Genomic DNA, 14,539 nt, shown 5'->3' with positions numbered 1-14,539 from the left:
CAAGCCTGATGTCCCGTCCGCCCCTTCATGCCCTGCAGGGATTCGTGGCCGCCGCGCGGCTGGGCAACCTGTCACGGGCAGCGGCGTCGATGAATCTGACCGTCAGTGCGCTCAGCCATCAGATGCGCCAGCTGGAAGAGCGGCTCGGGCAGCCACTGCTGGTCCGCCAACCGCGTGGCGTCGCCCTCACCCTGGAGGGGCAGCGCCTGCTCGACCAGGTCGGCCCGCATCTGGATGCGATCAACGAAGCTTTCCAGCCCTATGCGGCCCGCGCCGAGCACGTGCTGACGATCAGTGCGGTGCCGTCGATGGCGTCGGCGTGGCTGGTGCCGCGCTTGGGTCACTTCGTGGCTGAGCACCCACAGATCGAGATCAACCTGCAGTCGAGTGAGCGCCTGATTGATTTCGAGCGGCAGCGCCAGTTCGACGCCGCGCTGCGGCTGGGCAGCGGGCAGTGGCCGGGCCTGGTGGTTGAGCCGCTGTTCGACGAGTGGCTGCTGCCGATGGCGAGCCCGGCGCTGATCGAACGCATGGGAGGGATCGACCGGGTGCCACTGAACCAGTGGCCACTGCTGGGGGACCCCGATGGCGCGTGGGGGGCCTGGTTCGCGTTGAGCGGGCAGACCCCGCCGTCGCGCTTCGTAGCGGTGCTGGATGATTCGGAGGCACACCACCGTGCGGCGCTGGACGGGGTGGGCGTGGCGCTGGGGCGGGTGACGCGGGCGCGCTTGTTGCTGGATTCCGGCCAACTGGTTGCGCTGTCCAACCTGCGCCTGAAAACCGCCTGGCCGCATTGGCTGGTCTACCCGCAGCGTTCGGCCCGCCACCGCGGCTTTCTTGCCTTCCGCGACTGGCTGCACGCGCAGGCTGCCGAACACGTGCGGCACATGGCGGACGCTACACTCATCGCACCAGCGTGACCGCCTGCCCGGCGCGCGCGAATGCCTCCTCCAGCAGCGAGCCGGCCTTGATCGCCTCCACTTCCTCGAACAGCGCCTGCAGCGCGTCGGCGGGGCGCGATGCCGGCGCCGCCACCGCCTGCTGGATCGCGGTGAAACGGTCGGCCAGCACGCGGTGGCCGGGATGCGCCCGCGCCCATGCTTGCAGCGGCTGGCGCACGCCGGCGGCGGCATCCAGGCGCTGCAGATCGAACAGGGTGATCGCAGCCGCCGACGTCTCGGCCCGTTCGATCGTGGCGTGGCGCAGTTCGCGGCTGAGAAACAGATCGTAGGCTGCACCGCGGCCCACCGCGATGCGCAGCCCCTCGCGGTCGAGGTCGGTCACCTGCTGCGCGGGACTGTCCTCGCGCACCAGATAGGTGCCTTCGATCTCCACGTACGGAGCACTGAAGGCGATGCGGTCGGCACGTGCCGGATCGATGGCCAGGAAGGCCAGATCCCAGCCGTCTTCGCCTGCCGCAGCGACCACCGAGGCTGCGGCATCGTGACAGGTGAAGCGTGCCTGCACACCCAGGCGCTGCGCCAATATCGCGGCCAGCTCCACCGACGGTCCGCGCGGCGAGTGCGCATCGCCCTGCGCCAGCACCGGGTTGCCCAGGTTGATCGCCACGCGCAGGAAGCCCTGCGGTGCCAGCGCACTTTGGTGATCGGCCAGGGACATGCAGGACTCCGCGAGAAAAGGGGCACCCAGCATGCCAGCGCTGCCCTGCAAGGAGTGTCATGCTGCACGACTGCAGGATGGCCTACCTTCCGTTTGCCGACGAGGCCGCAGGTGTGGGCATGGACTTGGAGGTGAGCCTGGAGCGTGCACTGCGAGCGGGGGCTGAGCTGCGCTTCGGACCGGTCGACGCGGGCGACTGGCGCGTGGCCGAGCCCACGCTCGGCTGCTGTTGGCCCAGCCGCCCAAGCTCAGCCGAGCATGGGCTCGGCTCTACAAGGTCGCGGCGCGTGAGCGCTGCAGCCAGTCGTTGATCGCCGGATCGAGCCGCGGGTCGTCCGGCAGCTGCATGCCGAAGCCTTGCTGCAGCACGTCGCGCACGTCGGCAACATCCTGCAGCGGACGCTTGTCCGGTGCCTGGCCGGGGCGGTACTCGGTGTAGTTGCCGCTGCCGATGGTGCGTCGCCAGTCCGGCCCGGTCAGCGACGCGCGCAGCTGGCCAGGGAAGCTGGAGTCGGGATGGGTGCACACGTACCAGTTGCCCACCACGTTGTCGATCGGTGCCGGCACGTGCAGGTCAAAACGGTACATCGCCCGCCAGCCGTCAGCGGATTCGGCGGACAGCACGAAATCCCCCTCGCCGGGCAGCCGCTGCAGCAGATAGCGTTCGTGCGGAGTGGCCTGCGGCTGCGGATCATGCAGCCGCAGCGGCACGGTCGGGGTCAGGCTGCCGAAACCGGCATCCACCAGCCAGTCATCGCCGTCCACCTGCACGCGCAGCAGCAGGTGGGTCCGTGCGGTCAGTTCGCCGTCCTGGGCAGCCAGCAGCACGCGCGCGCTCAATGGCTGTGCATCGAAGCCCAGCGCCTGCAGCAGCGCCAGCAGGCCGCCGTTGAGTTCGAAGCAGTAGCCGCCACGACGGTCGTCGAGCAGCTTGCGCTGCACGCTGTCCAGGTCGATCGGTACCGCATCGCGCAGCAGGCAGCTGAGGGTCTCGAACGGCAGCACTGCGTTGTGACGCTGCTGCAGCAGGGTCAGGCCGGCCAGCGTCAGCGGTGGCGGGGCATCCAGCTGCAGGCGCTGCAGGTAGCGGGGGACATCGAGCGTCGTCATGGCGGCACCGGGCGGGAGGGGAGGTCCACTGTGCTCCCCCAACCGGGGTTGAGGTCAAGGGCGCTGGTCGTGTCACGCCAGCGTCGCCTGCACCCGGTACAAAGGCCGCGTCCGCCCGTCACCGCTGGGCCAGGACGACGAAAGTTCTAAAGTTGCCTTGAATCCGGCCGATACAGGTGCGTCCTTTTGCCTGGAGTCTGTCATGTCGGCCGTTGTCCCCCACCTCCGGTCCCTGCGCACGCGGCTTGCGGCGCTGCGCCCGGCGTCTTCCGGCCTGCTGCTGTGGCTGCAACCGCATCGGCTGAGCGTAGCCAACAAGCTCAAGGCGACCTTGTGGGTCTGTGGCCTGGGACTGGTCGCAATTGCCGCCGCCTTTGCCTGGACCGGGCATGCCAGCACGCAGGCTGCGCGCAGCCAGGCCAGCTACCAGCGCGGCAGTGATCTGGCCGCGCGCCTGGCCACGCGGGTGGCCGAAGCGCGCCGCCTGCAGATCCAGTATGCACGCAGTTTCGATGATGCCGACCGCGCGCAGCTGCTGGCCACGCAAAAGGCGCTGCAGGACGATCTGCAGGCCCTGCGCACGATGCCGATGGATGCCGGCCGGCGCAAGGCCCTGCAGGCGCTGACCGAAGCTGCAGACGCGTTCTCGCAGGGTGTTGCCGCCCTGTTCGAACGGGTCGACGAGATGGGCCGTGGTGAGGCCGGCCTCGCCGCGCAGCTGCAACTGGCTGCAGACACGCTGCAGGGGCAGGTGGATGCGCAGCAGCGGGATGCGCTGGCGTTGTCCCTGCAGAAGATGCGGCGGCAGGAGGCCCTGCTGCTGCTCGACGGTGATTCCACCCACGCCGACCGCGCCAGCGAAGAAAAGCTGCCGTTCGATCTCGCGCTGGCGGGCCTGCCCGCGGATGCGCAGGTCACCCTGCGCACCGGGATGGATGCGTATCAGGCCGCATTGCTGGGGTGTACCGCGGCCCGCGTCGGCCTGGATGTGGAAGCGCAGTCGCTGCTGGATACCGCCGCGGGCGTAGCGCCTGCGCTGGCCGCATTCCAGCAGGCACAGGTGGCGGCGCTGGCCGGGGCGCAGGCACGCCAGCAGGCCGGCGCGCGCACCATGAGCGTGCTGTTCGCACTGACCCTGCTGCTGGTGGCCGGCGTGCTGATCACCAGCCTGGTCCTGGTGCTGCGTGCGGTGCGCCAGCCGATCCAGGACACCCTGCGCTTCGCCAGCGACATCGCTGAAGACCGCTTGGACACCACCCTGCGCGTCTACAACGCCAACGACGAGATCGGCCAGCTGGCGCAGCGCCTGGTCGACATGCAGCAGCGCCTGCGCGCGCGTATCGAGACCGAGCGTGCCGTGGCGCGCGGCAACACCCGGGTGCGCCAGGCATTGGACAGTGCACAGACCGGTTTGATGGTGATCGATGCGGAAGGGCAGGTCGCCTACGCCAACCCGGCATTGCTGCAGCTGCTTGACCTGCGGAACGAAGCGCTGGTGGGCAGCGACGCGGTACGCCTGCATCCGGCGTTGGCCAGCCTGGCCGGCGTGCGCCAGCGCGAAGAGCGCGAGATCGGCCATGCCGGCACGCGTTACCAGCTGATTGCCAACCCCGTCATCGATGAAGGGCAATTCCTCGGCGTAGCGGTGGAATGGCGCAGTCGTGCGCTGGAGACCCTGCTGGAAACCGAGGTCGCTGCCCTGGTCGATGCTGCAGCACACGGCGACCTGCACGGTCGCATCGCGCTGGAGGGCAAGCAGGGCTTCGTGCGCACGTTGTCGACCAGCATCAACCGCCTGCTGGCGACGTTTGAAACCAACCTCGGTGACCTGCAGGCATTGCTGGCTGCGCTGGCCCGTGGTGACCTCAGCGTGCGCATGGAGGGTGAGCTGCAGGGCGTGTTCGCGCGCATGCGCGATGATGCCAACGCGACGGTCGCGCAGCTGGGCCGCATCGTCACCCGCATCCAGCACGCCACCTCCAGTCTCGATACCGGCGTTGGCGAGATCGTTGCCGGCCATCATGATCTGTCTCAGCGCACCGAGCAGCAGGCCGCCAACCTGGAAGAGACCGCCGCTTCCATGCACGAACTGACCGATACGGTCGGTCGCAATGCTGATGCCGCAGGCCGTGCCGACGCGCTGGTCAAGGGTGCGGCTGCGGTGGCGCAGCGCGGCGGCGAGGCTGTCGGCCAGGTGGTGGCGACCATGCAGGGCATCAGCGAGGCATCGCGGCGGATCGGCGACATTACCCAGCTGATCGACGGCATTGCCTTCCAGACCAACATCCTGGCGCTGAATGCGGCGGTGGAAGCGGCGCGTGCCGGTGAGCAGGGCCGCAGTTTCGCCGTGGTAGCCGCGGAAGTGCGCCTGCTTGCACAACGCAGCGCAGAGGCGGCCAAGCAGATCAAGGGCCTGATCGAGGATTCGGTGGCGCGTGTGGGAGAGGGCAACCAGCAGGCCGAACAGGCCGGCACCACGATGGGCGAGATCGTCGGCAGCGTGCAGCAGCTGGCCGAGCTGCTGGCGGGTATCCGCAGTGCGTCGCAGGACCAGCATGCCGGCATCGCACAGGTGAACCAGACCATCGTGCAGATGGAAGCCAATACCCAACGCAACGCCAGCCTGGTGGAAGAGGCCGGTGCCTCCACGGCGCAGATGCAGGTCCAGGTGCGTGCCCTGGCCGACGCGGTGGGCGCGTTCCGGTTGCAGTCGATGCCGCAGGCGCGCGCCGCCGCGGCCTAGTCAGCCGAGCGTAGGCTCGGCGCTACATCGGCTGCAGGAACACTGTAGAGCCGAGCCCATGCTCGGCTCACACCAGCGTTCGGCGGCAGGAATCAATACACGTCGCGGCGGTAGCGCCCGTTTTCCAGCAGCATTTCCACCGCTTCATCGCCCAGCGCCGTTCGCAGCACCTGATCCACGCCTTCGGCCATGCCCTGCAACGACCCACAGACATGGATCACCGCACCGCGCCGCATCCAGTCGCGCAGCGTTCCGGTGGCCGCCTGCAGGCGATCCTGCACATAACCGCCGTCGCCATCGCGCGAGAACGCCAGGTCCACCCGCGCGAGATGGCCATCGGCCTGCCACGCTTCGATCTCGTCGGCGAACAGGAAATCGAGTGCACGCTGGCGCTCGCCGAACAACAGCCAGTGCCCGTGTTCGCCTGCACGGGCGGCTTCGCGCAACAGGCTGCGCAGGCCGGCGATGCCGGTGCCGTTGCCGATCAGCACCATCGGCGCGCCAATGACACGATGGAAACCGGGGTTGCGATGCACGCGGGCGACGATGCCGGCACCGATCGGCGCATGCAACGACAGCCAGCCCGAGCCCAGCCCGGCTCGACCGGAGGCGTCATGCACCAGCCGCACCACCAGCTCCACCACGCCATCATCCGTGCAGGAGGCGATCGAATACTCGCGGCTGGGCAGCAGCGGCAGCCCGGCCAGCCACAGGCAGGCATCCTGCACTGCCAGCGCGGCATCGGCCTCCGGCAGCTCGCGTTCGCTGGCCAGCGCCAGCAGCGTGCGCGGATGGCCATCGACCAGCAAGGGCTGCAGCGGATCCAGCCCATGCGCCTTCAACACGGCACCGGCATGCTGCGCATTGTGGCGGGGCGCGATGTGCAGGATGTCACCGGCCTGCCACTGCACGTCGGCCGGTGCGGCAAGACGGATACGCCAGATCGCTCCGCCGACGCTGCCAGGGTTGAGGCGGTCACGGCCGAGCAGGCGCCACTCATGCATCTGCGTAGCCGCAGGCAGCACGCTGTCATCGGTGACGATGCCGGTGAGCGCACCCAGCTCCTGCTGCCACCGGCGCAGCGCGGGGACCGAGGCGGCATCGACGTCGACGCGCTCGAACAGTGCACGCGCGCCGTTTCCGATCAACCAGCCATCGACCCGGCGGCCGAAGCCGCAGTAGTGCGGGTACTGGCGGTCACCCAGCGCGAGCAGGCCGAACTGCAGGCCCGAAAGGTCCAGCGCTTGTGCAAGCAACTGCCGCGCTGCGCGCCGTGCGGCGTCGGGCGGCTCGCCGTCGCCGAAGGTGCTCAGCACGAACAGCGCGCTCGATGCACGCAGCAGGAGCGCGGCATCGATGCGCGCCAGCGGCAGCACCTGCACCGCATGGCCGGCCGCCTGCAGCTGGGCCGCCGCGCGCCACGCCAGCTGTTCGCCCAGTCCGCTCTGGCTGGCATGCACCACCAGCCACGCTGCGTTGCCGGCGTCGCTGGCCGGCATCGGTAGCGCCTGGCGCAGCCCGCGCGCGGCACGCTGGCTGCGGCGGCGGTCCAGGTACAGCATCCAGCCGGTGATGAAGAACAGGCTCATGCCCAGGCTGCTGAGCATCACCACCACGCGTCCGGGTACACCGAAGTAGCTGCCCGAATGCAGCGCGAACACGCTGGTGGCCAGCTGTCCGCCCGCGCCCTGGCGTGCGTACGGGCGGGCATCGAGAACCGCACCGCTGGCCGGATCGAGCTGCAGCAGGTCATGCGCACGATCGTGGTGGCCGCCGCGCTGCGACGGATCACCGGCCATCACCCGAACATTCAGTGCCTGTCCGGGTTTCTCCGGCAGGCGCAGGTCAATGAAGCCGGCGCGCACGCCCGGCAGCGCGTACAGCGTGGCTTCAATGCGGTGCAGGTCCAGCGACGCATCGGTGGCAACCTGGTGCTTGGCCGCCGGTGGGACGCCCAGCAGCGTGCTGGCCGCACTGCGATACCCGTCGAACGACCACCACAGGCCGGTCAGCGCACTCATCAGGTAGATCAGCAGCACCCAGGTGCCGACTACCGAGTGCAGGCTCCACAGGAAGCCGCGCCCGCTGCGTTTCCACTCCACTGCCAGCCAGCTGCGCCAGTGCCACCAGCGTCGTGGCCAGCGCAGGTAGAGGCCGGACAGGGTGAAGAACAGCAGGGCGATGGCACAGCTGCCGGTGATCCACTTGCCGCGTTCGCCCGCGGCAAGGTGGCGATGCAGGTCCTCGACGAAGTCAAAGAACGCCTGGCCGCGCAGGGCGCTGAAGCGCTCACCGCTGTACGGGTCGAAGTACACCCAGTGGTCCTTGCCGCCGGCAAAGCGCGCGACCGACGGCCGCTGTCCGGTGGCATCGATACGCAGGCGTTGCAGGGGGCGTTCGCTGCCGGCCTGGAGCAGCGGCACCAGTTCACTGAGTGCAAGGGGATGCTGTCCGTCGGCATGGTGCTCGGCGATCTCGGCAAAGCCGGGATTGGCGGCGCGCAGCAGCTCGTCCTCGAAGGACAGCACGGCGCCGCTGAGGCCCATCACGGCCAGGACGGCACCGGCGGTAATGCCCAGCAGCCAATGCAGTTGGAACAGGACGTTCTTGAACATCGAAGGAGAGGGGCCCGGGAGGCTGCCGCCCGCATCCTGCGCAACAGCAAATGAGAATTAGTCGCGGAATTCTCCGTGGCGCGTTGGCTGCGGTCAAGCTGGAGGTACCGGCCGGGCGGCACCCGGCACCCGCGGTAGTGCCGGCCGCTGGCCGGCAACCTCAGAAGCAACAGCCGAAGCAACAGCGGGTTTCCTGTGAGGAGGCGGGGTGGGTCCGGTTGCGGGGGACGGCGCAAGTACGTCCCTGTAGCCTTGGTCACGGCATCCATGCCGCGGACACCCCCTCAACCGGACCCACCCCGCCTTCGACAGTTTCCTGCGATCTGTCGGAACGGCGTTCTGCTTTGGTGGGTGCCGACCGTTGGTCGGCACGGGGTCTGATTCCGTTCTGAATATCGATATCTGACAGATGTGTCGACCAAGGTCGACACCTACCAACAGCCGCGAAGATCTGTCAGAGGTGGGGCGGTGTCGGAGTGCGGGGTGTCAGCCGCATGGGCCCGAGGCATGCCTCGGGCGGGTTGGGCAGGACGCCCAACCCCGGTCTTGACGTGTGCGCAGGACAGCGCACACGAGCAAGCGGCTGCCAAGCTTACAGGGACGTACTTGCAGCGTCCCCGCACTCCGACACCGCCCCGCCAACCCACGGAATGCCCGCTTTGGCTTTGGCTGTTGCCGTTGCATTGAGCAGGGTGCAGGGCTGCAAGCCCTGCAAAAAACACCCTCACTTCACCCAGCCGTCGATCTCGCCGTGGGCGAACGGTCCCAGCTTCGCTTTTACCATTCGCCCCTGCGCATCGAACAACACGCTGTAGGGCAGCAGGCCTTGCGCGTTGCCGAGCTGCACGCTGGCATCGCGCGGGCCCGGTGTCTCGATCACGATCGGGTAGTCCACTGGCACCTGCTGCAGGAAACCGCGCACGTCGTCCGTCGTGTCCAGCGCCAGACCCAGCACCTGCACACCGTTGTCGCCCTGGGCATCGGCGAAGCGCGCCAGTTCGGGCATCTCTTTCACGCAGGGCGCACACCAGCTGGCCCAGACGTTGATCAGCAGCGGCCGGCCGGCGAAGTGATCGCGCAGGACCAATGGCTGACCCGCCAGGTCCGGCAGTGTCAGCGCGGGCAACTGATCGCCCACCTGCAGCGTGGGCTTCACGGCCGTCGCCCTGGAAGCCGTTGCTGGCGCGGCAGGTGCTGATGTGCCGGGTGACAGCCGATGCCCGGCCCACAGGCCGAGGCCGGCGGCCAGCACCGCTGTCCACAGCAGCGCTGGCCGTTGCCACTTCATCGTGCGGTGCGCAGCAGCGCTTCCTCGACCACCGCCTGGGTCAGCAGGGTCGGCAGCACGGTCGGCGGCGCGCCGGGGCCGTACACCACGTACAGCGGTACGCCAACCGCCTTGTGCTCTTCCAGGAACGTGGTGATCTGCGGGTCGACGTTGGTGTAGTCACCGCGCATGTACACCGCATTGGTGCGCTTGAGCAGTTCCTTGAACTCCGGCCGTGACAGCACCGCACGTTCGTTGGCCTTGCAGCTCACGCACCAGTCGGCGGTCATGTTGACGAACACCACGCGGTTGTCGGCGCGCAGGCGGTCCAGCAGCTGCGGCGAATACTCGACCACGTTGTCGCTGGCGGCCTGTGCTGCCCTCGCCGGCGGTGCAAGCTGGGTCACGCCCCAGGCCGGAACCAGCGCACCGATCGCCAGCAGCACACCGAGCAGGGTCACCGCACGCGAGCCGGTCCAGCGGTTGCGTTCAAACAGCCACAGGCCGAACGCGAACAGCAGCAGGCCACCCAGCACCAGCGCCATGCCGTCCACGCCGCGCTGCTTGCCCAGCACCCACAGCAGCCACAGCGCAGTGGCGTACATCGGGAAGGCCAGCACGTGCTTGAGCGTTTCCATCCACGGGCCGGGCTTGGGCAGGCGGCGTGCCAGCGCTGGCACGAAGCCGATCAGCAGGAACGGCAGCGCCAGGCCCAGGCCAAGGAACAGGAACACGGTCATCGCCTTCAGCGGTGGGGCAATGAAGGCGTAGGCGATCGCACCGCCCATGAACGGGCCGACGCAGGCACTGCCGACCACGCAGGCCAGCGCACCGGTGAAGAAGTCACCGGCCGGGCCGCTGCGGCTGGCCAGCGACTGGCCAAGATTGCCGATGCCGCCGCCGAGGGTGAATACGCCGGACAGGCTCAGGCCCACCGCGAACATGATGTAGGCCAGCGCCGCCACCACGCCCGGGTGCTGCAGCTGGAAGCCGATGCCGACGGCGTTGCCGATCGCACGCAGGCCTACCATCAGCGCGCCGATCCCCGCGAACGCGACCAGCACGCCCAACGTGTACCAGAGGGCATGGCTGCGCGCGCGCTCGGGGCTCTCGCCGCTCTGCGCCAGGCTCAGCACCTTCAGCGACAGGATCGGCAGCACGCAGGGCATCAGGTTCAGTACCAGGCCACCGGCCAGCGCCAGCAGCAGCACCCAGACGAACGATCGGTCCGGGTTCGGGGTGGTCGCCGGCGGACGCGTGCGCAGGGCGTTGCCATCGCGCGCATCGGCGGCGAACTCATTGCGCGCGCCCTCACTGCCGCTGGCGGCGGGAGCGGCGTTGCCGTCGTTGGGTACGGTCGGCAGCAGGCGCAGCGGTACGCCATTGGCGGATTCACGCGGCGCACCGGCAGCGCCCAGCGCATTGACTGCTTCCTCGCGCACTGGCGCCTGGCCGGTGCCGGCGTTGAGCTTGCCGGCCGGAATCGACAGCTTCACCCGACGGGTCATCGGCGGGTAGCAGATACCATCGGTCTGGCAGCCCTGGAAGGTCACCACCAGGGTGCTGTCGACCGCATCAGTAACGGTGCGGCGCAGCGGCAGCGGCACTTCCACCTGGTTGAAGTACACCGAGACATCGCCGAAGTGCTCGTCGCGATGCGACTGCGCGGCCGGCCAGCGCGGCTTGTCGGCGAGCACGCCGGCGCTGCCTTCCAGCTTCAGCGAAGTGCGGTCGCGGTACAGGTAGTAGCCGGGTGCCGGGCTGAAGCGCAGCAGCAGGGTGTTGCCGTCGCTGGCGATGGCATCGAAGCCGAACGCCTGTTCCGACGGCAGCGGCAGCGCCTGGCTGTTGTTGGCCGCGCCCGGCAGGCGCAGGCCACCGCTGTTGCCGGCACCGGCCAGCGGGTTGTTGAACGGACTGGCGGCACCGGTACGCGCGGCAGGCACCACGGCCGCCGCACCGGCACCCGGCAGGGTGACCTGCACCACGCGCTTCTGCGGTGGGTAGCAGACGCCGGCATCGGCGCAGCCCTGGTAGCGGACTTCCAGGCTGATGGTGCCGGCAGCGTCCGTCGGCGTGCCGGGCAGGGTGGCCTGCAGGCGCTCGCGATAGGTTTCGACCTCGCCGAAGAAATCATCGTGGTGCCTGTCACCCTTGGGCATCTGCAGCGTGCCGGCATTGAAGGCCGGATCCGCCTTGACGCTGGTGCGGTGGCGATACAGGTAGTAGCCCGGTGCGATCTTGAACTGCAGCTGCACCTGGCCCCGTTCGGGGGCAGTGGCGGTCAGCGCGAACGCCTGGTCCACCGGCAGCAGGTCCTTCTCATCCAGGGCCAAGGCGGGCAGCGAGAGCCACAACAGGGCGCACAAGGCGGCGCCACGCGCAAACAGAGTCTTCAATCAGTGTCCTCCCGGGTCTGTGCCCGGATCCAGTCCAGATATGCCGGCAGGCCGGCCCGGGTTTCGACCGCGATGCACTCCGGGAGTTCATACGGATGCAGTTCGACGATCCGGGCGATTGCGTCATCGACGCGGCTCGCGGTGGTCTTTACCAGCAGCTGCAGCTCGGCATCGGTGGTCACCTGGCCCTGCCAGCGGTAGGTGGACTGCGCGCCATCAAGGCGGGTCACGCACGCGGCCAGGCGCTCGCCGACCAGCGCGTGCGCAATGCGCTCGGCACTGGCCCGGTCCGGGCAGGTGGTCAACAGCAGCAGGACGGGATCGACGATCGGCATGACCGCCGAGTATAGGGCCGCCGCCGGGTCAGGGCCCGGCGGCGGCAGTGGACCGCTGCGTTGCGCGGTCAGTTGGCCAGCTGGCAGGTGGCTGGCTTGGCCGAGGTGAACAGGGCCGGGGTCGCCCACTCGGGGTGGTCGATGAACGGGTTGCGATTGCCCTGGAAGCTGTAGACCACGTCATTGCGGGCACGCTCGGCATCATCCGGCGGATCGGACAGGTGCCAGTCGATCAGCGTCGACAGCAGGCCCATGTAGGCCGGCGAACTGCTGGTCTTGACGATCTTGCTGCGGTCGTCGGTCAGCTCCAGGTCCGGCTCGGACTGACCGGTGGCCGCATCCTTGCCACCCTCATAGCGGATCGCCATGTACATCACCGCACGCGCCATGTCGCCCTTGCGCTTGCCCCACACCTCGAAGGTGCCGGTGTTGCCGTCCGGCGTGCGCACCCAGTTGGAGTTGCCCGGGTAGCCGCCGCTGCCGCCGCCCTGCCCATTGTTGGCTTCGGTGGCACGCTCGCCGCAGCTGGCATCGCACTTGGCGAACGGCTTGTTGCCACGGTCGGCGTTCCACTGCGCGTCGGTCAGGTACAGCATGTGGGTGTCGGTGTACGGCGCGTAGGGCAGGCCCTTGTCACCGGTGGTGGTGGCAAAGCCCAGCGAGTTCGGCCAAGTGTGCTCGCGGTTGTAGGTCAGGCCGCTGCCGGTGCCCGCACGATCACTGACCTTGGCGTAGCTGCGGTTGCGGTACGCATCGAGGATGCGGTTCGGGTTGTTCGGATCCTCGTCGGCGATTTCCAGGATGGTCCAGGTGCTGGTGCCCGAGCCGCTGTACGGGTAGGCGGTATGGCCCTTGATGGTGGCGTGCAGCGAGCAGCGCAGCTGGCTGGGGCTGTTGGTGTTGACCCTGGAGTAGTAGCCGGCCGGCACGCCCGGGTTGCCGCCGGTGCTGGCCACGGTGAAGGCGATGCGGCTGTCGGCGGCCGGATGCGCGCCCTGCAGGTCGGTGATGCGCGCGGCGCGGATGTCGAAGCGGCAGGCTTCACCGGCCACCAGCGCGGTATTGGTGGACAGCTTCACGCTGCGGCCGCTGGCCGGGAAGGTCAGCGGCACGCTGCCGGAGGTGCCGCAGCTCAGGGCGAAGGCGCCACTGGCCAGGTTCACCGTCTCGCTGAACACCACTTCCAGGTCGGCGGCAGCGGGGAAGGTGCTGCTGCCCTGCGCCGGGGTGGTGGTGGAGACTGACGGCGGCGTGTTGGGGCCTGGCGTGCCACCGCCGCTGAAGGTCTGGCCGTTGTTGCAGCTGCCGAACGTCTGGCCGGCAGATTCGGCCCAGGTGAAGTGGGCGTACTGGCTGCCGCTGCCGGTCAGCTGCAGCGAGGTGCCCGGCGCGGTGCTGTTGCTTTCGGCCACCGGGATGTTCTGGCTGGTCATGCCCGCGGCGGGGCCACCGGAGGCGGTGATGGCGCCCTCGTAGCTGAGGAACTGGACCACCTTGCCGCTGGCATCGACCAGGGCGATGCCGTCGTTCGGACCATTCTGGAGGCCGTTGGTCGGGTAGTTGACCACGGCGATGGTGGCGCTGCCGCAGCCGGCGGCGGTGCCGGCCGGGACCGGATTGTTGGCGTAGACGGTGGCGGCCGACGGGTTGCTGCCGTTGTAGAGGTACAGGCGGTAGCCGGACAGGTCCTCACCGGCAGTGGCTACGACCTCGATCGCTTCGCCGACGTCACCGGCGGCGGTGCTGTCGTCGTAGTGCAGTTCATTGATGAAGACCTCGGCCTGGACCGGCGCAGCGGCCAGCGCCAGCAGGCAGGCGGCGGCAAGCGGGGACAGCAATCGCATCGACTACTCCTTGTGATTGGGAATGCCTGACCGAGCCTAAGGCCGATCCAGTGACACTTTGTCGTAAATGAACGTCAGATATCTGACAGTGCGACGCTTGTCACCGAAATTGATCTGGACCGACGCCCTGGCCGAGGCGCGCGGGCGAAAAAATTTTTTCATTCCGCCCTTGAAAGGGGGCGGCAGGGCTCCATCTCTGCCCTGCTCCCGACGTTGTCGGGTTTCTTCACGTGCGGTTCTGGCACTCGCCTGGGGTGAGTGCTAACATCGCCGGACTTTTTTAGACCAATCAATCACTTAAGAGGTCTCCTATGAGCATCAAGCCGCTGCACGACCGCGTTGTGGTCAAGCCGATCGAAGCCGACGAAATCTCCGCCGGTGGCATCGTCATCCCCGACTCGGCCAAGGAAAAGTCCACCAAGGGTGAGGTCGTGGCCGTCGGCCCCGGCAAGCCGCTGGACAACGGCAACGTGCGCGCGCCGTCGCTGAAGGTCGGCGACAAGGTCATCTACGGCCAGTACGCCGGCAGCTCGTACAAGAGCGAAGGCGTCGAATACAAGGTCCTGCGCGAAGACGACGTGCTCGCCGTCATCGGCTGAGCTTCGG

Annotated in this window: 10 protein-coding genes; 3 read left to right on the top strand and 7 right to left on the bottom strand. The window is 68.5% G+C overall.

The window, feature by feature from the left end; all coding sequences use genetic code 11:
* The first annotated feature begins 8 nt into the window (after positions 1 to 8).
* Positions 9 to 920 carry a LysR substrate-binding domain-containing protein gene (locus tag ACS0OT_RS17890; protein WP_032954576.1) on the top strand — a complete coding sequence of 304 codons (912 nt, stop codon included), beginning with the start codon at positions 9 to 11 and terminating at the stop codon, positions 918 to 920.
* Here ACS0OT_RS17890 and ACS0OT_RS17885 read toward each other — a convergent pair.
* On the bottom strand, positions 904 to 1,620 hold the full coding sequence (locus tag ACS0OT_RS17885; protein ID WP_061478210.1) for an ABC transporter substrate-binding protein: 717 nt from the start codon (positions 1,618 to 1,620) through the stop codon (positions 904 to 906). The two genes, ACS0OT_RS17890 and ACS0OT_RS17885, sit on opposite strands and share 17 nt — an antisense overlap.
* Positions 1,621 to 1,890: 270 nt before the next feature.
* Positions 1,891 to 2,730, bottom strand: a complete 840-nt coding sequence (locus tag ACS0OT_RS17880) for an arylamine N-acetyltransferase family protein (protein ID WP_005419680.1) — start codon at positions 2,728 to 2,730, stop codon at positions 1,891 to 1,893.
* A 202-nt stretch (positions 2,731 to 2,932) separates the two neighbouring features.
* Between ACS0OT_RS17880 and ACS0OT_RS17875 the strand changes: the two genes are divergently transcribed.
* A complete protein-coding gene (locus ACS0OT_RS17875; RefSeq protein ID WP_442255922.1) occupies positions 2,933 to 5,473 on the top strand; it encodes a methyl-accepting chemotaxis protein in 2,541 nt (846 codons plus the stop codon).
* Positions 5,474 to 5,565: 92 nt separating this feature from the next.
* Here the strand turns inward: ACS0OT_RS17875 and ACS0OT_RS17870 are convergent, their stop codons facing one another.
* The 5 genes from ACS0OT_RS17870 to ACS0OT_RS17850 form a co-directional block, all read right to left on the bottom strand.
* Positions 5,566 to 8,088, bottom strand: a complete 2,523-nt coding sequence (locus ACS0OT_RS17870; protein ID WP_065196840.1) for a PepSY domain-containing protein — start codon at positions 8,086 to 8,088, stop codon at positions 5,566 to 5,568.
* 724 nt (positions 8,089 to 8,812) lie between these two features.
* Positions 8,813 to 9,376, bottom strand: coding sequence for a TlpA family protein disulfide reductase (locus ACS0OT_RS17865; RefSeq protein WP_139727808.1), 564 nt, complete (start codon positions 9,374 to 9,376; stop codon positions 8,813 to 8,815).
* The gene (locus ACS0OT_RS17860; RefSeq protein WP_139727806.1) at positions 9,373 to 11,754 is read right to left on the bottom strand and encodes a protein-disulfide reductase DsbD family protein; all 2,382 of its coding nucleotides are present in this window, start codon (positions 11,752 to 11,754) and stop codon (positions 9,373 to 9,375) included. The genes ACS0OT_RS17865 and ACS0OT_RS17860 overlap by 4 nt, the downstream gene beginning before the upstream one ends.
* Complete coding sequence (gene cutA / locus ACS0OT_RS17855; protein WP_442255921.1) at positions 11,751 to 12,089, bottom strand: divalent-cation tolerance protein CutA; 339 nt, start codon at positions 12,087 to 12,089, stop codon at positions 11,751 to 11,753. Before cutA ends, ACS0OT_RS17860 begins: the two co-directional genes overlap by 4 nt.
* Positions 12,090 to 12,157: 68 nt before the next feature.
* Positions 12,158 to 13,933 (bottom strand): endonuclease, encoded by a 1,776-nt coding sequence (locus tag ACS0OT_RS17850; protein ID WP_235646051.1) that lies wholly within the window; start codon positions 13,931 to 13,933, stop codon positions 12,158 to 12,160.
* A gap of 311 nt (positions 13,934 to 14,244) precedes the next feature.
* On the opposite strand from ACS0OT_RS17850, the gene ACS0OT_RS17845 reads away from it, so the two are divergent.
* Entirely contained in the window at positions 14,245 to 14,532 is a 288-nt protein-coding gene (locus ACS0OT_RS17845; RefSeq protein WP_005411227.1) for a co-chaperone GroES, read from the top strand.
* Positions 14,533 to 14,539: the final 7 nt, after the last annotated feature.

This window comes from Stenotrophomonas maltophilia group sp. RY12688 (assembly GCF_052149045.1).
Lineage (GTDB): Bacteria > Pseudomonadota > Gammaproteobacteria > Xanthomonadales > Xanthomonadaceae > Stenotrophomonas > Stenotrophomonas sepilia.
This window is presented reverse-complemented; position numbering and strand designations above follow the sequence as displayed.